Origin of the sequence: Gelidibacter sediminis (assembly GCF_004364975.1) — a bacterium.
GTDB classification, from domain to species: Bacteria; Bacteroidota; Bacteroidia; order Flavobacteriales; family Flavobacteriaceae; genus Gelidibacter; species Gelidibacter sediminis.
The window spans coordinates 462,332-484,895 of record NZ_SOBW01000008.1 but is presented as its reverse complement, the minus strand read 5'-3'; the positions used below and the strand labels follow the sequence as shown (position 1 = coordinate 484,895).

General features: G+C 39.1%; 17 protein-coding genes. 8 read left to right on the top strand and 9 right to left on the bottom strand.

The window, feature by feature from the left end; translation table 11 throughout:
* The first annotated feature begins 26 nt into the window (after window positions 1-26).
* From BXY82_RS08790 to BXY82_RS08775, 4 genes are all read left to right on the top strand, one after another.
* Entirely contained in the window at window positions 27-1,280 is a 1,254-nt protein-coding gene (locus BXY82_RS08790) for an alpha/beta hydrolase-fold protein (RefSeq protein ID WP_133757827.1), read from the top strand.
* 243 nt (window positions 1,281-1,523) lie between these two features.
* Window positions 1,524-2,111: a hypothetical protein gene (locus BXY82_RS08785; protein WP_133757826.1), complete on the top strand. Its 588-nt coding sequence runs from the start codon at window positions 1,524-1,526 to the stop codon at window positions 2,109-2,111.
* A 45-nt stretch (window positions 2,112-2,156) separates the two neighbouring features.
* Window positions 2,157-2,801, top strand: a complete 645-nt coding sequence (locus BXY82_RS08780) for a porin family protein (protein ID WP_133757825.1) — start codon at window positions 2,157-2,159, stop codon at window positions 2,799-2,801.
* A 174-nt stretch (window positions 2,802-2,975) separates the two neighbouring features.
* A complete protein-coding gene (locus tag BXY82_RS08775; RefSeq protein WP_133757824.1) occupies window positions 2,976-3,533 on the top strand; it encodes a porin family protein in 558 nt (185 codons plus the stop codon).
* Window positions 3,534-3,610: 77 nt separating this feature from the next.
* Here the strand turns inward: BXY82_RS08775 and BXY82_RS08770 are convergent, their stop codons facing one another.
* A complete protein-coding gene (locus BXY82_RS08770; protein WP_208293690.1) occupies window positions 3,611-5,296 on the bottom strand; it encodes a glycoside hydrolase family 10 protein in 1,686 nt (561 codons plus the stop codon).
* Window positions 5,297-5,718: 422 nt separating this feature from the next.
* Here BXY82_RS08770 and BXY82_RS08765 point away from each other — a divergent pair, with 422 nt between their 5' ends.
* The 3 genes from BXY82_RS08765 to BXY82_RS15700 all read left to right on the top strand — a co-directional run bounded on the left by BXY82_RS08765 (window position 5,719) and on the right by BXY82_RS15700 (window position 7,334).
* Window positions 5,719-6,108 carry a YkvA family protein gene (locus BXY82_RS08765; RefSeq protein WP_133757823.1) on the top strand — a complete coding sequence of 130 codons (390 nt, stop codon included), beginning with the start codon at window positions 5,719-5,721 and terminating at the stop codon, window positions 6,106-6,108.
* A 193-nt stretch (window positions 6,109-6,301) separates the two neighbouring features.
* Window positions 6,302-7,009, top strand: coding sequence for a membrane or secreted protein (locus tag BXY82_RS08760; protein ID WP_133757822.1), 708 nt, complete (start codon window positions 6,302-6,304; stop codon window positions 7,007-7,009).
* Window positions 7,010-7,148: 139 nt separating this feature from the next.
* Window positions 7,149-7,334 carry a DIP1984 family protein gene (locus BXY82_RS15700; protein WP_394345930.1) on the top strand — a complete coding sequence of 62 codons (186 nt, stop codon included), beginning with the start codon at window positions 7,149-7,151 and terminating at the stop codon, window positions 7,332-7,334.
* 427 nt (window positions 7,335-7,761) lie between these two features.
* Here BXY82_RS15700 and BXY82_RS08755 read toward each other — a convergent pair whose 3' ends face one another.
* The 8 genes from BXY82_RS08755 to sbcD all read right to left on the bottom strand — a co-directional run bounded on the left by BXY82_RS08755 (window position 7,762) and on the right by sbcD (window position 19,713).
* The gene (locus BXY82_RS08755; protein WP_133757821.1) at window positions 7,762-9,300 is read right to left on the bottom strand and encodes a beta-N-acetylhexosaminidase; all 1,539 of its coding nucleotides are present in this window, start codon (window positions 9,298-9,300) and stop codon (window positions 7,762-7,764) included.
* Window positions 9,301-9,498: 198 nt separating this feature from the next.
* The gene (locus BXY82_RS08750) at window positions 9,499-12,099 is read right to left on the bottom strand and encodes a glycoside hydrolase family 26 protein (RefSeq protein ID WP_133757820.1); all 2,601 of its coding nucleotides are present in this window, start codon (window positions 12,097-12,099) and stop codon (window positions 9,499-9,501) included.
* A 3-nt stretch (window positions 12,100-12,102) separates the two neighbouring features.
* Window positions 12,103-13,260 carry a glycosyltransferase family 2 protein gene (locus BXY82_RS08745; protein WP_133757819.1) on the bottom strand — a complete coding sequence of 386 codons (1,158 nt, stop codon included), beginning with the start codon at window positions 13,258-13,260 and terminating at the stop codon, window positions 12,103-12,105.
* A complete protein-coding gene (locus BXY82_RS08740) occupies window positions 13,260-14,585 on the bottom strand; it encodes a glycoside hydrolase family 2 TIM barrel-domain containing protein (protein ID WP_133757818.1) in 1,326 nt (441 codons plus the stop codon). Before BXY82_RS08740 ends, BXY82_RS08745 begins: the two co-directional genes overlap by 1 nt.
* A 141-nt stretch (window positions 14,586-14,726) precedes the next feature.
* Window positions 14,727-15,092, bottom strand: a complete 366-nt coding sequence (locus tag BXY82_RS08735; RefSeq protein WP_133757817.1) for a hypothetical protein — start codon at window positions 15,090-15,092, stop codon at window positions 14,727-14,729.
* Complete coding sequence (locus tag BXY82_RS08730) at window positions 15,089-15,361, bottom strand: hypothetical protein (protein WP_133757816.1); 273 nt, start codon at window positions 15,359-15,361, stop codon at window positions 15,089-15,091. The genes BXY82_RS08735 and BXY82_RS08730 overlap by 4 nt, the downstream gene beginning before the upstream one ends.
* A gap of 116 nt (window positions 15,362-15,477) precedes the next feature.
* The gene (locus BXY82_RS08725; RefSeq protein WP_133757815.1) at window positions 15,478-18,510 is read right to left on the bottom strand and encodes an SbcC/MukB-like Walker B domain-containing protein; all 3,033 of its coding nucleotides are present in this window, start codon (window positions 18,508-18,510) and stop codon (window positions 15,478-15,480) included.
* A gap of 3 nt (window positions 18,511-18,513) precedes the next feature.
* The gene (sbcD, locus tag BXY82_RS08720; RefSeq protein WP_133757814.1) at window positions 18,514-19,713 is read right to left on the bottom strand and encodes an exonuclease subunit SbcD; all 1,200 of its coding nucleotides are present in this window, start codon (window positions 19,711-19,713) and stop codon (window positions 18,514-18,516) included.
* Between the two features lie 463 nt (window positions 19,714-20,176).
* On the opposite strand from sbcD, the gene BXY82_RS08715 reads away from it, so the two are divergent.
* Window positions 20,177-22,540, top strand: coding sequence for a LysM peptidoglycan-binding domain-containing protein (locus BXY82_RS08715; RefSeq protein ID WP_133757813.1), 2,364 nt, complete (start codon window positions 20,177-20,179; stop codon window positions 22,538-22,540).
* Window positions 22,541-22,564 lie beyond the last annotated feature (24 nt).

Genomic DNA, 22,564 nt, shown 5'->3' with positions numbered 1-22,564 from the left:
CCGCACTAAACCACTTTTAACACCGCATGTCGCCGATCAAATTCATCATAGCAATTGGTTTAAGTATCTGCTATCAAGGCGCTGCTTACGGGCAACCCAAACCACAACAGCAGTATTTACAACAGGTGGGCACTTTGGACAGCCTCTATTCGGAAACTTTACAAGAGTACCGGAAAATATACGTGGAACTCCCCGAGAATTACAACCCTGCCCAAAACGAAAAGTACCCCGTAGTTTTTATTTTGGATGGCGAAGTGTTTTTGCCTACGCTCACCAATATCCACAGGTTTTACAGTGGTGGCTTTTTCCCTGAAATGATTCTGGTTGGTATTGCCAACGAGAGCCACAGAATGCGAGACTTCACCACCTCAAAAGTAACCCAAATGTACGGACGTCCATTTGAACAGGACAACGGCGAGGCAGTCAATTTTCATAAATTTATAGCTTCGGAACTCATTCCCTACATTGAAGACACTTACCCTGTTACCAATTTCAGGACCTTAATAGGGCATTCATACGGTGGATTGTTTACTATGTACAGCCTGCTTTACCATCCTGCAGTATTTTCAAACTATATCGCCATAGATCCTAGTTTAGATTGGGATGATCAACACTTGTTAAAAGCCGCCCAAGCCCTAATACCCTCACAAACCTTTAAAAATAAGTCCGTGTTTATGTCTTTAAGCGGCCAATTGCACATGCAGGACGCCACGATAACCTTAGAGAATGTGATGCAAGACACTACCGACTTTACCCTTTTTTCGCGCTCTAATATGGCCTTTGCGAATTTGATGACCACTAACGCGCAAAATGGCTTGGATTTTAATTGGAAGTTTTACCCAAAGGATTTGCATGGTACGGTGGCCTTGCCATCCATTAGGGATGGATTAATTTCTGTTTTTGAATGGTTTCAAATGGAACATACGGATGAAATCAACAATTTTGACACCCCAAAAGAACGGCTGATGGAAATTGTAAAATACAGACAGCAAAAACTTAAGGCCCATTTTGGTTACGCGCAACCTCCATATCCTGAAGAACTTTTGACCATGTCCGGCTATATGAACATGGATATAGGTCAGCCCGAAAAAGCAAAAATGTATTTGGAGTTCGCGCTAAAATATTATCCACAGAGTGCCAATGCCCATGCAGCGATGGCAGATTATTATGAAAACACCAACAATACCAACAAGGCGCTACTGATGTTGACCAAGGCTTTTGACCTTAGCGGTGACTCTGCTTATAAAGAGCGCCTAGACGCCCTAAAGAAAAAAAAATAACCGCAAGAGACATCTCTTAAACTTAGCAACCCACTTTGGTTAACCAGCTTAAACAGCCCAATGGACTCAATACCTCAAGCCTTCAAACAAAAAAGAGTCACAATGTGCATGCCTGATTATTTGTAATAGTTTATTAAGACAATCTGTAGCTACCTATACCGAAATTTTATAAATTAGCCTCCTTAACACTCGGATGGCAGCTATGCGAGAGTTAAAATTTACAATCTCAAATCGAAACATCAGATGATCAGAATTATATTCGTTCTAGTGCTAAGTATGGCATGTGTTCAAATCAATTTTGGGCAAGAATTACAAGAGGGACAACTTAGGTGGAGTGAAGATCATAAACTCAATTTGGACGATTTTAAGATTAAGATTAGTACTGATCAGAATGAAGCCGTATTTAGTCAATTTATGATTAGCCATGCCCTTTCTGGGTTCGATTTCATGAAACGAAATCTGAATCAGAAAATCGACAATATCTTTTTAGGAAAAGCCTCTTGGATAGACACAACTAAAGTGGCGCACCTGCAACAGCAATTGGAATTTCAGCAGTTGCAATTTGACCTTGCCGAAATCCAATCCCGAAAATTCAGAAAACAAATCCTCAAAGACAAAGGCAAGATTGCTAAAGGTTTTGACATTGTCAACCAAATTAATAATGAGATCATGGCCCAATTTTCGGAGTTGCGGTTGGAACTGATACAAGCCACTGATAGCGGTCGCGATAAAGAGCAGCTTAACATATGGAAAATTAAAATAGCTAATGAACTGGCCAACTTAGATGAATATCGGTTTGAGAATAAAAAACCCATTAAATTGAACGAGTAGCATTTGGCGCACCACATCTCTTCCTTTAAAAAACCACCTACACCCATGAAGCATTTAAAAGTTTTATTTATCGGCATCGCCTTAATTGGTGCAGTACACGCAAGTGCCCAAACCAATTACAAAATAGGCGTCAATGTAGGTTTAAATTATCCTGATCTTAGAGGTCATGAGTATGCCAAATACCAAAATTATAAAGTCGGCCAACTTTTTGGCGTGACCTTAGATTACATTTTACAAGAGCAGTTGTCCGTAAAAGCCTCTGTAAATTACGAACAAAAGCTAAAAAAGTTTCGTATCATTTATTTCGATTACGATGCCGAAGAATCTGGAAAGGAAGATTTCAAAAAAATCTACAGTTATATAAACGTGCCCATTTTATTAAAATATAAATTTGGTAGCTCTCCATTTTTCGCCAATGCCGGTCCATTCCTCAATTATCTATTAAGCAGCAAAACCAAACCAGAATACCACCAAGATACAAATGGTACCATTACAGCGCAGAAGGACCTCGATTTTGGGTTCTCTATAGGCTTTGGCGCCTCTATAGCGCTCAATGACAAACATGACCTCACCTTAGAAATACGTGATGATTTTGGGGTCATCGATACAGGCGACGTTCCAAAACATGTGGGCGGGAGCGCCAAAACTAACACCCTAAAATTAATTTTAGGATATAATTTGGGACTCTAATCTGTATACCATTTGATCAGGCTATACACACGTGAGATAAGAATAGCTAGTATTTGATAGTGTCTCTAACTTTTAGTAGATTTGATATCGCCTTAGGTCCTAAATCTTCACGTTTTTTTTTAGTGTACGAAGGCTTTGAAATTGTATTTTTTAATCATAAAAACCATATTTATCATGAAAAAAATCTACTTATTATTAAGCTTTGCCCTTTTTGGACTAGCAACTTCATTGACAGCTCAAAATGTCGATTTTGGAGTAAAGACAGGACTTAATATCACGACACTCTCAGGAGGCGATGCCGACCGAAACAATTTGTTCAGTTATCATATTGGTGGTCTTGCGGAAATAGGATTTAGTGATACTTTTTCTTTGCAACCAGAAGTGCTGTATTCACGACAAGGCGCAGAAGCTCAGGATATCGTTAAAGTGAAGATCGATTACCTTGCGATTCCTTTAATGGCAAAATACTATGTATCAGATCATTTCAGCATAGAAGCAGGTCCGCAATTCTCTTTTTTACTGAATGATAAAGCCGAGTTTGAAGACAGTGCCATCCCTGATGCTGAAACTGATGCCGAAGGCTTTGATTTCGGACTGAATATTGGTTTCGGCTACTCCATTAATGACAATTTATTTGCACAAGCGCGCTATAGCTATGGCGTAACCACCGTTGTTGAAAACCCGGATATTAAAAATAGTGTGGTGCAATTTTCTCTAGGCTACATGTTTTAAGAACACGCCATTAAAATAAAAAAAAGACATCTTAATTACAAGATGTCTTTTTTTATATAGTGTCTGTTGTTGCCCCGCTATGACGTTCCCAATACCATTTCATTCAGCTCTACCGCATTAAAACTACTCTGATTGCCCGTTTTATCTACGGCGGTAACACCAATGGCCGTTAGAGATTCCCTATCCTCCAAACCACCCGAAAAAAGTGCCAACGTGATGCTGTCTTTTGTTTTATCCAAAATTATATAGTCCCAAGTCTCGCCATATTTATAGAAGACCACCCAATTGGAAATACCTTCTGTTGCAGTATGGTTCCAAGAAATTGTTAAGGTATGCCCATCCATCTTAGTGTCCACTTGCGGAGTTGCAGGCGGTGTGGCATTTAACCACGGACTCGCGGGTACCAAGGCCTGCTTTTTATACGGTCCGTCCAACAAGGCTTTGGCTAATTTGCGGTCATTTAATAAGGAACTGATACTCCAGTGCGCCGTACCCACACTTTCAGCTGTCAGGCTGCGCGTCAACTTAATTTGGTTGATGGTCTCATCCACATTGGCGGCATCTCTACCGTAATCAATACGAATGCCCGGCCATAAATGGCGTTTCTGGGTATTTTCTTGTTCCCACCATTCCAATAACAATGGAAAGCTTTGCCCAGATTTATCAATCTTCCAATACAATTGTGGGGTAAAGTAATCAATCCACCCTTCATTTAACCATAACTTAGCATCGGCATACAATTCGTTATACTGATCCAAACCTCTGATTGATTTCGGAAAACCAGGTCTCCAAATTCCGAACGGACTAATACCAAATTTCACTTCAGGTTTTTCTGCCTTAATTTCCTGATAGATGCGTTTCACAAAAGTGTTGACAGCTGCACGACGCCAGTCGGCTTTGCTAAGCTTCCCACCAGACTTTATATAGGCCTGATAACTTACGGCGTCAGGAAAGTCCTGTCCACCATTATAAGAAGCATATGGATAAAAATAATCATCAAAATGAATTCCGTCAATATTATAGCGTCTTACGATGTCCATTACCACGGCAGACGAATGGTCTTGTGTGGCCTGCTTGGAAGGATCCATCCACCACATGCCATTGCGCAAAGGCACCATGATATCAGGGTTGGTTTTAACTAAGGATTTTGGTACTACAGCCCCACCGGTACCATGATGTGCGCGATACGGATTTAACCACACATGCAATTCCATTCCCCTTTCGTGGGCGGCGTCAATCCAAAATTGCAACGGATCATACCACGGCGAGGGCTCTTTCCCAACTTCACCCGACAAAAAGAACGACCAAGGCTCTAAATAACTGTGGTATAAGGCGTCTGCCTGCGGACGTGCCTGAAAAATAACTGCATTGTAATGGTGTGCTTTTAAAAAATCCAATAATTGGATAGCCTCCTCCTGCTGTTGTCTTGTAGACAGACCGTTCCTACTCGGCCAATTAATATTGGCTACGGTAGCCACCCAGGCTGCTCTAAATTCGCGCATCACATAAGGGCTCTGCTTAAATACGGGTGCCTCATCTAGGGCTGCTGCATCTTTTACTTTGGCAGCATTGGCTGCACGGTCTTCTCCATAACCAACTCTAACCTCCGTCTCACTGTGAGGAGCTGTAGGCTCTTTTTTTATAAAGCTCTCTAGCAATTCGGCATCATTAGGTGTCGGTTTGGAGTCGATTTGCGCATGTATAGTAAACGTGGTAACGAGATAGAGTACGATAAGTAGTACAAACTTAAGTTTAAGCGGCATAAGTTTAGCAGATAAGATTTGGCAAAAGTTAAAATTTAAATTGAATGGAAAAAATGATTTAACATTTGTTCGCTGTGGTGACAAAATTAGTGGATTATAAGTCCACATCAATCTATTTTGTGAAAATCATTTTGATAACAATTCCAACTCATATTGCTAATTTAAAAGTATCAATTCTGTAGGTAAAATCGTATATTATTTAATAAAAATAGTATATTTAAACCCTTCGAGAGTTAACAAAGTGACTCCCGCAAGAATTGTAACGACTATGCAATCTAATTTACATTCAAAAACTTTTTATAGTGTAATTTTAATCTTTAAATTACCTAGTTGTTTTAAATTATTGCAATCAAAATAATTTAACAATGGGCAATGACAGCAATGTCATAAGTTTTATATATCATTAAAAGATTGTCTAAAGGATGAAATTTACTAAGCAACAAGCACAACAAGAACATATAAAAGCATCAAAAAAATTCTCAAAAGAAGATTTGAATACCATTTTGAAGAAAGATGATGAGCTGAATAAAAAATTTAAAAACAACAATAACCTTCTAGAATATTGGGAAGATTTTAAGCTCTTATTTTCCTTGATTAAAGATTACTCCAGGGGTGTATATACGCAAATTCCGTGGCTTAGCATTGTCTCCATAGGTGCCGCTTTGGCTTATGTACTATCACCAATAGACGCTATCCCAGATTTTTTACCTGTAGTAGGACTTATAGATGATGCCGCGGTGTTCGCATTTTGCATCCGCTTGCTGTCTAAGGATATTGAAGATTATAAAAATTGGAAGGAAAGTCAGTTATAATATTTCAGCTCTACTTTATAGCACTTAAATAATTTACACTGGTTTTGCCTCTATGATTTTATCTCATAGGAAATATAATAAGGCTCAAAATCCGTAGATAAAGCGCAATAATTTAAGAGAACGGAGAAGTACCGTCTCAATTCACCACTTTAAAGACTTTTCGCTATTTTTAAATACATCAATACCTAAGATTATGAAACAGATGCTTCTCCTAATTGTTTGTAGTATATTAAGTGTTCCGTTGTCAGCACAATCTATTAATGGTGCTTGGGAAAGCACATCCGTATCTGATACTGGCGAAACCCTTAAGCAGGTGCTCATTTTTGCTGACGGTTATTATGCCGCAACGACTTACACTCCAGAGACGGGTGCATTTCTGATGACCAGTGGCGGCTCCTACACTTTAGATGGCCACAATCTTACCCAAACCTTGGAGTTTGACACTCAAAATCCGGAGCATGTGGGAACAACGATGCGTCAGGAAGTGAAGCTCAGCGACACAAAACTCAGCATGTCCGATGGCCTCCAGCTAACAAGAATAGATGATGGCGCCCCAGGTGCTTTGCAGGGCGCTTGGCTCATGTCTGGTCGGGTTAGGGACGGCAACATGCAAGAGCGCGACACCAGCGGTCCACGGAAAACCATGAAAATTCTATCGGGCACCCGCTTTCAGTGGATTGCCTATAACACCGACACCAAACAGTTTATGGGTACCGGTGGTGGCACCTATACCACTGTAGACGGTAAGTACACCGAGAGGATCCAATTCTTTTCTCGAGACAACTCCCGCGTTGGCAACAGTCTGCAATTTGATTATGAACTCAAAGACGGCCATTGGCATCATCAAGGTTTATCGAGCAAAGGCGATCCACTACACGAAATTTGGAGTTTGAGAAACTAATACCTTGCTTGCGCATTGAATAGTAAACCTCACCGCTAATACTACCATAAGATACTCACAAATTAAAAATGAATGAAAGCAAGTCAATACAAAAATCTCAAGACCTTTTGTCAAAAACCATGAAGCTCGCTGAAGATTATTGCTAAGAGCAGATCTGACGAAGAAAATTGAACATCTGCAAACTAGAATCAGACCGGTTTTAATTGTTTCGGATGATAGACTCCCACAAGAAGACCCTATCAAACTCTTGACACAGTTACGGCACACCATTGCATTTGGAAGTTTTGGTCACGCATCCATAAAACCAACAATCCAACCGCTGTAGAAGCTGAAGACACACTCATGAAAACACTTGCGAAGCATGAGTATAGAGGGGGAATGGTTGGGGCAAGTTCCATCCTCTTTTTTTGGTGTGGGTTTTAGGGGCTAAAATGAAAACTTTACCATACAAAGTTGACTGGGTTGCGGCAATATTGTCATGGTTAAGACCCATTACTGCTTACTATGTACAGACGTTTTTATAAACTTTACTACCGGGTACTGACCGATCAATTTTTTTAATATAATATCGCTTTATATCAAAATATTTCACTGTAGCGAAATCTAAATTTTAAGTATTAATACTAGCTCTTTAGCGGTAATTTAATTGGTTACAACTGAGGTGTACAACATATTAGTCGTAAAAAACTTCATAATTACTGGAGCTTACATAACTGCAAAAAATTGTTTATAATTACTAGGTTGTCCCTTAATTATTCCGGGAAAGGGTAATAGGCAATATTTAGAGCCTCTAACCGCGACTCGTGGGCTTTTAAACGGCTGATAAAATCATTAAAATCGTTATGTGTCGCAGACCATCCAATTTCTGCCACCGCCATTAAGCGTGGCCAAAGTCTGTTATCCATCATCGTATCAGTTACCACCAATTCAGTCCATACTGGTGCTTCCACCCCTATGATTTCGTCGTATTGATCATTAAAGTGATACACATCCTCTAAAGACACGCCTGATTTTTGGCACCAATTATTGGTTTGCTCCTGTCCCGCCACGTTGGCATGATCAAAATAAAAACTTGTACAAATAGACTCGATGACTTTTGAAGGGTACTTTGGAGCGGTTTTACCATTCCAGCGTTGACTGATAAACTCCTTGCTCACATCAGCTTTAGACATCTCCTCCCAACCAATAGGGATTTTTCCATAACTTCGCACCATGGCATCTGCTTTAACCACAAAAGTTTCATAAAGCTCATCATCAATCTCATCGCCTCCAATATGCACCCATGGGCCTTCAGTCATTTCTGAAACCTCTTTCAACACCTCAGCAACAAAATCATAAATTTCAGGATTCGTTAAGCACAACTTGCTCCATCCCACTTCATAACCATCATAATGTGCTGGTGGTGTGGCCATTTTAGGAGTGAGATTGGTAAGTCCATCACAATTTAGCTCAGGATAAGCCACCAAAGCGGCATAAATATGGCCTGGCAAATCGATTTCAGGTATGATGATGATATGTCGCTCTTTGGCATAGGCCTGTAACTCTATATAGTCTTCTGTAGTTAAAAATCCTGCTCTGCCATTTTTAACGGCACCCTGACCCCCAATTTGGGAGAGTAAAGGCTTGCTTTTCAATTCCAAGCGCCAGCCTTGATCATCAGTTAAATGTAGATGAAGCCTGTTTAGTTTATAAAGGGCCATTCGGTCCATATGCCGCTTTAAATAGTCCACGCCAAAAAAACTGCGGGCTAAATCAATCATATTCCCACGCCAACTGTATTTTGGCACATCCTTGACATGAAGTTGTGGCAACAGAATGTTTTCAGGTGCTGGAATGCCATTCGCTAAACTGACTGGCAACAATTGACTCAAACTTTGGATGCCGTAAAATAAACCGGCCTCTCCCGCCGCTTGAATGCTCACCCCATCAGATGTAATATCCAGCAGATAACCTTCATCACCAAGTTGTGTCAATAAACCTTGGTTATGAATAAGTTTAAAATTCGCTCGTGCTGATCCCTCAATCATCTCACTATTCAATCGCGCGGATTGCAATATGTTGTTGAGTAAGGTGGCGGCAGCCTGAGAAGCGGCCTCATAGGAAATAGTAATCTTTTTAGGCACTTGATATACGCCCTGTTGCAGGGTCAATACTTGAGGTTGCGGAATAATGGCCACAGGTGCTGGCACAGCTTGCTGTTGCACGACACTTTTTGAAGTTGAACAACCAACCGCAAGAATGACTGCGATACCATAAGCTAAAATTTGAGAATACTTTTTTAAGGTGCGCATAACTAATAAAATTTGAATGTTATAATCAATGAATCGTATTGTAATTTGAACTAATACCTATGTGTCAAAACTGATACATTAGAGCGAATCCTAATTAGCATTGTTAAATCTATCAAAATAAATGGAGGTACGATTTGTTTTTTATGAACGCAGATGTATTTTCCGTTTACAATTATATGCATCAATCGACTATATGCATCAATCGACGTGTAACGGTGTATTTAAAGTGGTGAGCGTGCTTGTAACATAATCGCCCTTAACAATGCTGAGATGCAACTTATAATAGGTGTAGTTTTTAGGTATTTTTAAGCTGAGTTTCGCTTTCGTTCCCACCGCTTTTAGAGCGAGGTAATTACCGTAGGCATCACATTTAATCAAGGACCATTCAATTTTTAAATCTTTTTGTTTAGAAGCCACTTGCCAACCGTCTTGGGGGTGATAGACCATAGCATGAAATGTGTAAGAGCTCTCATCATAGATTAACCTTGCCGGTCTAAGAATTTTAATTTTTGGAAGGACTACGGTTTCCTGATGCTCCTGTAATAATGAAGCAAGTGTGACATAGTCAGGCTTATACCTCCCCTTTCTATCCACAATGCCATTAAAATCTAGCGCATTGCTTTCATGTTTATCTTGCCAAGAATTTATAAAAAAAGTGTTTTCAGTAGCGACAATAGGATGCGCTGCAAAATCGTCTGTCTTAATATCACTAATGATATAGTGTTTATTAATATCCTTAAGATACGCGGTCACTACATTTAAATAATCGGTCTCTTTAACCACCAACCCAATAGCATCTATATCCATACTGTTAGCCAGCAATCGATTGATATGGAAAATGGCTAGCGGATTTACTTCAACATCTACTATCAACGGCCGAGTGGCATCAATATTTTTAATTTCTTCAGCCAAGGCTTTTAACCACAACACATACGCTCTATTTTGGTACAGTAGCGATGGCTTATGATAAAAATTGTTCTGCCTATACTGCACATCATTTTCAATGTGCCACGACACAATATGCGCGGTATATTTCTGATGACGCACCCGTTCCAAGATCTCTGCTTTTAATTCAGTCAGTTGCATTGTATCCTTCATAAAATCAAGATGCTCAGGAATCCAAAATGTATACGCCAAGTTGAGGCCTGTCTTTTTGCTGATGTTTAACACATTGTAATCATAGATGGAGTTGCCTTGATATTTCAGGGTATTGATACCTATAGTCTTCAAATCCTTAAAATTGGATATTAATTTTTTCCGATTCAACACGTGATAGTCATTCTCCCAACTTTGCCCTTGTTTTAAATTGATTCCTTTTATATGTGTCAAGGGATGGACACTTTCATCCACTTCTATCATCTCAGTACTGATTGCCGGCAAAGGTCCAGGGATGTAGTTGGGCACTACCTTGTTGGCAAAGATGTGAATTTTGGTTTGTGACGATGGTAGGGACCAATCCAAATACGCATCCACACGTTCCCCTGATGGCCAGTTGTTATCTACTTTACTATTGAAATAGATAATGGATTTAATTTCTTTAAAATTGTTCTCTATAGCGGTAACCGCATTATTGATCCAATCTGAGGAATTTTCCTGAGGATTGTTTTTTAAGGATCCAAATTCAGAAATGACCACAGGAGTTGGTGGTAGTTTTTTGAAGGCATCGTGATAAGGTTCATAAAGTTCTTCAAACTCATGCCATTGGCCATCACCATTTAAATTGCCATAATTAAGAGCATTAACCCCCATCCAATCCACATAGGCTTTCCCCGGATAGTAATCGGCAATATGTTCTGATTTCCACGGATTCCATATCCAAATGACATTCTCAGCCCCTTCATTTTTGAAAATTTCGTAAACATGCACCCACGCCATTTTAAATTTGGCTGGCGCCTGATTACCTTCATAATACCAAGGATAAAACGGGTTATCAAATTCATGCGCAAATCTTAAAAATACAGGTCTGTTCAAATCTTTAAGTTTATAGGCAAATTGCTTCAGATAATCGTCAAAATACCCTAAAGAAATCAAATCAAAAACGTGCTGTTCTTGAATATTTTCATCAAATGTATTGATCCATGGTTCCCAAGTGATAATAGGAATGGAATTTTGTTTATACATAGCGTCAATCAATTGTGAAGAAAAACTATTTGCAATGTCCTTATTCCATGCCAAATAAAGAGAGATTAAATTAAACTCGTTTTCCACCATATTTGAAATTCTCTTAGCCTCCACCAGATTGGTTAGTCCATTGTCCTCTTTTGGTGCAAAAATCCCGATATAATTAATTGTATGTTGTTCTATTTTTGCCGGCGTCACGCCTTCCCACTTTACATAATCGCCATAGTATTGAAGTCCTGCACTACCAATAACGGTCAACACAACTAAAAACAAAGCTGACGAACTAAAAAATTTGAATACCTTATTTCTAGTAGTCTTTTTATAAATAATGGAGTTCTCATGACTGGGAAAACAAATAGGGTTCATTTTTTGGTACGCAAACACCAAGGTATAAAACATAATCAAGGCGTTAAGTAAAGCAAATCCAGACATGACTATTGAAAACGGCGTAAAATCTATAGACAAACCATAGATAATGGCGGCAATAGAAAGCATTCCCACCACAATATTGGGAACTACAATCTTAAAATTGGTCACCTCTTTATCATCCTTAGGTGTTGGTAAGTAAGGCACATTTTTTCTAATAACCGTATAAAACGCCCCCAATGTAAACACCCACCAGGTACACATGAGCAGCAGTCCGCCTTGCACATGAATACCGCGCTCACTTTTGTGCATGACTCACTTTTGTACATAAATGCGTATACAGATAATGGACATGACCACAGGAAGGTATATGAGACCAAACCGGATGACATTTCCGCGCCAAGGTAATGAGGCGTTAAATAGTGAGATAATGGGGATTAAAAATCCTATAAAAAAGATGATTCCAGACAGATAGTGCAAAGGCAACATCCCATAATGCAGTTTTTGTCGCCAATTGAATGATTTGAAAAGTTTTGGATATACTGATACTAACAATTCGAGAGTACCTCTAGACCACTTTAACTGTTGCTTATAATACGCTGTTAATGATGCCGGCACCAACCCTTTAGTAAACACCTTGGGCACGTATATAGAGCGCCAACCTTTAGCATGTAGTTGCATGGCCGTATGCATATCTTCAGATAAGCCTGGAGCGTGCCCACCAATACTGAGCAACGCTTTTCGTCTAAACAGACAATTAGCTCCAATGGCATTTACTGTACCATAGGCATTCATAGACATCATCATTGGACCATAAAAATGGAAGGTTTGCTGTGCTGCGCCTTCAGCCACATAAGATTCATCAATATTGTAATAGGCCTGGACCGTTTGCACATAACCTATAGCATCATCTTCAAAATAAGGTACAATGTCTTCTAAGAAGTTAGGTTTAGGGATATGATCGGGATCTAAAATGAGGCACAAATCCCCAGTAGCTTGCTGCAATGCGTTATTGATGTTTCCTGCTTTGGCATTGATCCTATTTGATCGGGTTACATGAACAATATTATGAGTTTGACAAAAAGATTTTAAAAAAGCATCATCAGCTTCATCGCACAAATAAGTGGTGTGAGGATACCCCATTTGTTTTATCGCCAAAAGCGTTTGGGTAGTCATTTCATAAGGTTCACCAGGAAAATATGTTGTAAACACATCTACAGTAAAAGGTGTGTTAGAAACAGGGGGCGCAGGGACACTGATTGTCCAATAGTGATACCAAATATACACGACCCGTAAAGTGTCAAATACCATTACTAAGGTTAACAATATAAATAACACCGGTGTCTCAATAAGCTCAGGTTGCAGAAACCAATAAAAAAAATTACCAACACATAGCAGCGCTATTACAATAAGCGTACGAAGAACGAGCAGTTCCTGTCGTTTGGGTTGGGTTATAATGTTTTGATCAGTCATTAGTTCAGCACATAGAAGGGGACATTAGTGGTTGCAAAATTGCCTTTCTGATCATATACATAAACAAACATTCGATAGGGCCCCTCTTTTTCAGGCACTTTAAACGTTAGGGAATTTGCATTTTTTGCGATGGTAGTAAACGGGATGTTTTCCGGGCGCGCTTCTTTTTTAGTCTGCTGGTAATTCCAGCCTTCCTTATAGATTTCCCATTCGTATTGGTAGTCTTCTATTGGTTCTTTTACCATTAAAATCTCCGCTGTTTTGATTGTCTTAGCATTATAAATTAGGGTGTCTTTTGAACCCTGATTATCAATGCGCATATAGTTAATCTGTGGCGGCCATTCCGCTTTATTTTCAGGCTGCCCCCATTGTGTTTTTAATGTATAGAATACCTCCGATTTCCTACCCTGATCATCAAATATACTGAACCAAGTGTGCGTATGTTCTTGTTTATGACCCCAATAAAACACCAAATCTCCCATAGATGCTGTGTTTGGTTGAATATAGGACTTATAATAATTACTGTATTGTTCCGCTTTTTTAGTACTAGTCTGTTCAATAGGCACTGACCATAGAGTGCCTTCCTCCTCCCATGGTCCATTATTGCCGTACTCGCTAATATAATAGGGCATGGCGTTAGTGAGCAAATTAATTTTACGCATTAGGGGTTTGATCATCTGCAGATTTCCAAAGGCATTAAACCCGATAAAATCCAATTGTGGCGAATGTAAGTGAATGCTCAGTGTCTGCGGTCTTGAGGGCACAATGCTCGTCCCTACAGGATGGTCAGGGTCTTCTGTTTGAATCAGATCTATAAGCTCATTATAGGTATTGATAAAATCATTTTTTCGTAAAACTAAAGGATAGTCGAGTTCATTACCCAAACTCCAGAATAACAGGGCCGGATGATGTTTATAAGAGTTTACTAAATTTTTGATGGTATCCTTAAACTGACGGATTTGATTAAGATCAGAATAAAATTCGTCGCCGTCAGTATATTTAGATAATGGGATATCTACAATAACGGCTAGGTTCAGCCGATGGGCTTCGTCCAACAGGGTACCTATATTCTTAAAATCATATACCCTTACGGTATTGGCCCCAATGTCTGCTAAATCCTTTAAATAGCTATGGCCCGTAGCTCCTCTAATTTTAAACGGAACGCCGTTTCTGTAGAGTTGAAATTTACCCTTGTCTTTTATGATAAAAACCTTCCGTGTTTTGTCTACAATTTTAGTGGTGGCATAAGTAGTTCTGAACACTACAAAAAGCAACATCACGAGACTCAAACCCACTAATAATGATCCTGTTACGCTTCGCTTCAACACCCTATTAAATTTGAACTAAATCTAATGAAATTAATAATATCTTTAAAGAACTATAGATTAATTCTTAAAAAAATACGGGATACACCTTACTCTTGTAAAATCTATTGAGAAAAAGCAAACCGTATAAATTTTCAGATCCTATTTGAACTTTTGAAGAAGATAAAACACTACGCCTCCTAAACTGTAGGCTACCACATCCAGAATATCAGCAGTATAACGGTGTGACTGTTGCGGTAAATAATATTCGAAGACTATAGAAAAAAGTAGGACTAAACTTAAGATTGTTACAATAGAGAGACGGATGGTGGTATCTCTTTTAAGAAACCAAACGGCGTGTAATCCTAAAGTAGCCACCAAGGGCAATACTATAAAATCATTAAGATGGCTAAAAACCCATTTAGGAGATGCAACTCCAAAGTGTTTGAGAGTCTGCACCGCAATAAAGACCACAATTGAACAGCCCACATACCCACGCAATAGTCTTAATGGTAATTGTGAAATCATATAAATAGCATGGCAATAATCCAGGCTATAATGCCACCAATAGCCATAACAATAGCCCAAACTGAAAATAGCACATGATATGAAACACGCACTAACCAAAACCGGTGTGTTTTCCAACGCTCGCCAAATGAACGGTCTTTCGCTATAGGCTCCGGGGTTGCATCCTGAGTAGGAATTATAGCATCAGAGTCTGACGGCAAATCTGTAGTTTTTAGATTTAATGAACTCTTTTTAGGCGCTGTGGATTGTGTGTTTTTAGGTGGTATCATAGTCAAAGACATTCAACTTGCAAGAATACAAATTTTATACGATGGCACCTTGTAAACTAGAGGCTTTTAGACTTTTTTAACCAATTTCGAGCCCGTATAATTTCAACATATCATTTTTAAACAATTTGAATGGTACTATAGCCTGAACCTGTTTTTTCCAATCGGATTTGTGTGGTAATACGTTCTTTTAACGCTTCTACATGGGAAATAACCCCTATAGACTTGTCGCCTTCATTCTGCATTTTCTCCAAGATGGTTATGGCCTGATTTAAAGTGTCCGGATCTAACGTTCCAAAACCTTCATCAATAAAAATGGATTCAATCTTTACATTTTTAGCCGCCAGATCAGACAATGCAAAAGCCATAGCCAAACTCACCATAAACGTTTCGCCTCCAGATAAGGTGTTTATTGAACGTCTTGCATCACCCTGATGACTATCGAAAACTTTTAACGAATCGTTTTTATCGGCCTCATCCGCTGTTGGGATATCTACTCGGTAACGATCACTTAAATCTTTTAAGCGTAGATTGGTATAGCCTATCAACTGCTCCAAGGTAAGGTCTTGCACAAAATTTGAAAAGCGTTTTCCATTGGCGTCCCCTATCAAACTGTTCATCGTTTTCCACAAGACCTCTTCCTTTTTAAGGTCCTTTAATTGTGCCAACAAGATTGCTTGTTTTTCTTTCGCCTTTTTATCTGCTTCCAATGTCGTTTTAAGCGCACCTATATGCTCATTTAAACGACTAAAATCCTCTTCCAACTTCAGGTAGTTGGATTGTAGATCGGCAATTGGCAACGTAGACGTAACATTAATTTTGAAGGCTTCAATTTCCTTTAATGCATTTTGTTTTTCAGTTTTTAAACGCTCTTGCTGCAATTGAAAACTTTGTTTCTTCTTTCGGATGTCTTCAGCCTTTGACTCAGAGAGGATGTACTGTTTTAGTTGCGCAATGCTTTCAATCCCTTCAGTCTTTAAAATACGTTGGAGCTGTTGCTCAAGATCCAGTTTTTCTTCTGAAACGGACTTCAGCTTACGGTTACTCTCTGAAATCTGCTTGCTGGTATGATTTATTTTTTCCAATGTTTGTGTCCATTTGCTCAATAGCACCTGCACTTTAGTATCAATATCATCAGCAGCATAAAGTTTCTTCCGCTCCGTCTCTTTAATAGTTTTCTGTTCAGAACTTTCAATCCACTGTGCCGTGGTATGTGTTAAATTATGGAATGCTTTTTGTAAACCAAAGGCCCTTTTTACCCGCTCTACAAGTTTTAGATCGGTCGTAACTGTCAATTCCAGATCTTTTAGCGCAGCCATGCTTTCGACACATGCTACTCCAAATGCATTACTCAACTTTTCAATCGTCTGTCTCCTTGGTTTAAGAGCTTGTGTCAGTTCTTGAATGTTGCTCTGTATGGTGTGGCTCTTTTCCAACTCATTTTTTATATGGGCTTGTGTTGCAATTTTCAACTCACGTTTGGTTGTCAATAATTCCTGTTTCGATTTAAGGACATCTGCCTGCACATCAAAACGAGGTTGTTGCTGTGCAAACGGATGCTCTAAAGCGCCACATAACGGACAGGGCTCACCTTTTACCAAACTAGAGCGGTGGGTCTCCAAGCTTTGATGCTGTTTTCGCATCTCTTCTGCCCTGGTTAAGGTATCGACTTCCTGTTCTAAAGGTTTTAACGTTTTCTCCAAATTTTTGAGCTGCACCTGATAGCTCTCTGCCAATTTAGTGCTCCCCTTCAATTCTGCATCTTTCGATTCCAAATTTTTTACCTCGGAAGCATACTGCGTCACCGCCAATTTTAAGTCATTGAGCAAAACAGATTTTTCCTTAGCCCGAGATTCCCTAGCAACCAAATCTTCTTCTCTATCAATTTGAACCGATTTCAAAAACTGTTGTACCTTTTCCTTTACAGGGAGAATGGACGTTTTAAATTTAACAGGATGAGTGTTGAACGGCACCCTTAAACTATCAGCATTAATATCTTCAAGAATCTTTTTAATCTGTGCCTCATGTATCTGAGCCTGTGAACTGGCAATATTTTCTTGTACTTTTAAAGCGTTTACCGTATTACGGAGTTGGGTTAAGGACTCCACAAAGTGTTCCTCCTCAATTTTTTTGCCCACAAGCACAGTTGCGGTGTCCAATAATGCCTCTTTCTCTTTTACAACGGCATTATAAGATGTAGTTTGAAGTTTTAATGTCTCTGTTAGCTCCTGTAAACTATTCACTTTTTGCTCAAAATTTGCAATAAGCACATTATGTCCCACGTACTTGGCATGCTGCTCCAACAAACGCTCCTCATGTTTAAACGTTTCTAAAGCAAGCGCCAGCTCCTGTTGCTGTTTTTCATTAATAGTTAGTATGGACTCTTGCTTCAGCATTCCTTTTCGGTGTTCAATTTCAATCTTTAAAGCCTCTAGATTTTTGCGTTGACCTTCCTTGCCTTTAATCAGATCCGATGCTTGTTTCTCTAAAGATTGACGTTCTTTTTCTGGGAGCAATTCTATTTCGCCAAGCTTGATGTCCTGCGCTTTACATGCAGCAACTGCTACTTTATACTTATTAAAGACCGCGGCCCCGATGGCTCTATAATCTTTTGCACCTGTAATGTCTTCCAACAACTTGTTGCGCTCATCTCTTCTGGCCTGTAACAACTTACTAAACTGTCCTTGAGACAGCACCATAGCCTTTACAAATTGGTCATAACTAAGCCCAATTAATTCTTCATTTTTAAGTGGTACCGAGGCTTTGCCACTTTCAATAATCATACCTGTTAAAACATCAATTATTTCCTGCTTGCGGTCGTTGAGATTGTCATTCCTATTTCGTTCTATAGACCAGTGGGAACGGAAAATTTTGCCATTTACAATATACTCTACTTCGGCATAACAGTCTTGGGTGTTTCGGGTCATGATTCCTCCTTCTCCATCAATAACAGATTTGCTGATGGCCCCAATCCGGGGCACTCTATTGTACAAGGCCAAAGTAATGACGTCTAACAACGTCGATTTTCCTGAGCCCGTAGCTCCGGTTATAGCAAACAGCCCGCTTTCAGCGAGTGGCCCCGAAAGGAAATCGATATGGTGTTCGCCGCGCAATGAATGTATATTCTTAAAACTAATTTTACTGATCTTCATAACTTACAGGTTAAGTTCCTCTAAAATTTGACGAAATGCATGTTTCAACTCCTCCACATCCTCATGGTGTCCGTCCAGTTCCAATCGTTTTTCAAACATTTCCATAGGGCTGACATCAGCAACGCTAACACCTGGAATAAACGCTTCAGAGGCACCTCTAATTTTATGGGTAAAATTTAATTTTGATTTGACAATCATCAAGTGTGGATTGTTATAAGTTTCTAGGAGCGTATCCAAATCGCGCCTGATTTGTACATTTTCATTGGGTTCATTTATAACAATTTCCGCCAAAGACACCAATGGTGTGTCCAGCTTATAATCGTCCAACTGTTTTTTAACTGTCTCCAAAGACCCATTAAAAGCTACCAAATTTCTGAACCTTGGTATGGGTACAATTTCAACGGACACATTTTTATCCTGAACTGTAACAATATTGACTTGCTTAATTTCATCCTTTTCGCTAAAACTTAAACATATTGGCGATCCTGAATAATGCACGTTTTTAGTAACGGAGACAGCATAAGGTTTATGAATATGGCCCAATGCAACATAATCTGGGGCCTCTCCAAACACGGTGCCAAGAACGCCCGCTTGATTCCCAATTTGGATATCCCTCATACTTTCCGAAACTTGAGCGCCCTGCACATATAAATGTCCCATAACTATAAAACAACAGCCCGCATAGTGCTGGCTATAATGCGCATTTATAGTTGAAAAATACGTTTGAATTCCTGCTTTAATTTGGACAATTTTGTCACTGTAGGACTCTCCTGCTACCGATTTACGAATGTCCTTATCCCGTAAAAACGGAACCCCTGCAATTACCACCTGCTCGTCGCCTTTATCGAACCGAAAGAAAAGCTCCTCAACTGTCTCCGGTGCGCCACCTATCACATCAATATTCAAAAATCCGAGAATTTCTTTGGGGGCGTTCAACACCGATGCCGAATCGTGATTGCCGCCCGTGATGATAATTCTACAGTTGGTACCAATCATCCGTTTTAAAAAACCGTAATACTGCTTTAATGAAGCTTGAGAAGGGTTTGCCTGATCAAATACATCACCAGAAACCAACAAGACATCTATATGCTCTGTAACAATTGTGTCTAACAACCAATCAAAAAACAGGTTTAAATCTGGCGCCAAATCAATTTTATGCAATTGTTTTCCAATGTGCCAGTCTGATGTATGGAGAATTTTCATAGGTGATCTGGATTTAAAATAGTGTTAAGCTTTGTATGTGCTGAATCTAATTAGGAATTTCCTACTGAGATGCATTAGTTCAATTGCGTTCTAGGAGTGGTTAAAAATAGAAACTTCAGCTGAATTACCCGCATCTGAATTAAATCTTTTTAGAGGTAGCTTTTAATATGAGATAGAAGCCATGCCATCAATTACGTTTTAGTTTACACACCTAATATATGTGCTATAATACGAGAAGGTACAGTACTGATACAACACAATTTAGGCAATTAACACGCCTTATAAAATTTGAAATAGTAGACTTTTAAAATACTATTTACTATTTTGGAGCGAAAATTTTGACAAATGTACGTCCATGATCCAAATTAAATTCATCTAAGTCGGCACTCTTAAAGGATTTTTTTGGTATTTTTATCAGATTATTACAATCCAAATAACTAACCCTCGATAGTCTGTGATTAAAATGAAGCGACTTTTTGTGTTTTTTACGCTCTTATGTTTGAGCCTTACCAATGTCATAGCACAAGAGAATCTTAAAAAACACACCATAAGCAGTGGTGAAACCTTGAGTTCCATTGCCAAAAAGTACAACGTGACGCCATATGAGTTGCAAATTGCAAACCCAGGTGTCATCGCGAATCTTAACGAAGGCGACACACTTACCATTCCAGCCAGTAAAATTAAAGCCCCAGTCATCAAAAGTATTTCAGATTCCATAAGGGCCACTGTTAAGCAAACTTCTGTGAGTTATACGGTTAAAAAGGGGGACACTAAATATGGCTTATCAAAACGATTTGGCCTCACCATCCCTGAACTCGAATCCCAAAATCCGCAAATTGTCTCTGGGTTACAGACTGAACAAGTTCTTGAAATTTACGCCAACTCAAATCCTAATGTACCAGCACCGAGCACCAGCAATTCAAACCTTCCAACATCGGCTACACCAACCCGCACGTCATCTTCTACAGAACAGTTTTACATTGTAAAAAAAGGAGAAACGCTATGGGGCCTTTCCCAAGCCAATGGTTTAACAGTAAATGAGTTGACCAATGCTAATACGGATTTACTCTCTGGTGTATTAAAAGAAGGACAACGTTTACGAATTCCGTCAAGTGGACAATCTGCATCAAATACCAATTTCAGCACCTATTTGGTTCAAAAAGGCGATTCTAAATATGGACTCTCTAAAAAATACGGCGTAACAATTGCTGAATTGGAACGTGAAAATCCTCACATCAGAACCATGTTGATGGCAGGACATACTATAAAAATTCCAAAGCCTGAAGCTGCGACTGCAGATGACACTTCTGACCTAATTACTACAGTACCAGAAAATGCCCCAGCATCTAAACCACTAGCTGAAGAAGAAATTGCTGAAACAGAAGTTGAGAGAGACCTTGACGAACCAGTGAATGAAAAAGAAACACCAACCATTGATAACGTAGCGGAGACACCTCAACGGCCTCAAACAGATGAACAAACTAATGCTCCAACAATTACCAATAGCGATTCTGTTTCTGATAAGCAGTACATCAACTATGAGGTAAAACCTAAAGAAACCTTATTTGGTTTGGCAAAACGGGCAGGGATGACCATGCCAGAATTTTTGGAGTTAAATCCGCAATTAAAGGAATCTGTACAAATAGGAACTATTATTAAAATGCCTGTCAATGGTGCTGTAACCTTATCAGATGAAACAACACCTAGTACTGCCCTAAGGTCCACTTCCCGCTATAAAGATTTAAGAAGTACAGCCAAGTCAAGCGAGCTTAAAAATATTATATTCTTTCTACCTTTTTCTCAAACTGAATTTCAAAATTATGCCGTTAATGGGTATAATTTTGATATTGTTTCTGAAGACTTTAAAAAACGTCACCTCGAATTTTATAAAGGAGCAACCATAGCAATAGACTCACTTAGAGCCCTAAAGCTGAGGCTGAACGTTGAAATAGTTGAAACACTAACAAATCAACGGAATTCCAAGATAATGGATTTAGCCGAAGCACATAATATCAATAAATATGATGCCATTGTTGTGCCTTTTTATGATTCTGTAGAAGAAGACATTGCGGACTACACAGTAGAACGGAACATCCCGGTTATTACAGCCTCGACTATTGCACATCAGAGCAATACTAATAACTTATATAGTGCACTGCCATCCATCAATCAACAGCGTTTAAAAGTGTTGAATTATATAAAGCAGAACCAAGCCCACATTATCGTTCTTAGTGATGTTAACCGTTCAGAAAGTAAAGCGTTTATTGAAAATCATGTTCCAGCCACTGATTTTGTAAACATTCGGAAGAATGGGACTTTTAATGAAGAAGAATTAATTTCGAAATTTAGAAAGAATCAACTCAACGTTGTGGTAATAGACAGCGAAAGAAACAGTGTATTTTTAAGTGCTACCACTACTATGTTAACCGAATTATCAAATTACAAACTTCAATTGGCAGTTTTGGAAAGCGGATTAATACCAGATGGTGATGATGTATCTACACTGAGATTCCGAATTCTAAAAATGATATATCCATCCTTAACACCTGCAGCGCCTACAGAAAATTCAAAACAATTTATTAAAACCTATCAAAAAAATTATAACTTGCTTCCTACATCAAATGTGATGTTAGGATTTGATATTACATTTGACAGTTTGCTCAGAATGCTCCAACAGGAAAGTTTTCAACACTCTGCTGAGAATGACACCACGGAATATACGCAGTTGAAATTTGATTATGAGAAAAACACTTTAGGTGGATTTAGCAATGAAGGGATTTATATATTGCAGTATGATTCTGAAGCGAACCTAAAGGAAGCTAACTAACCAGAATACCTTTGAATGGCTGCA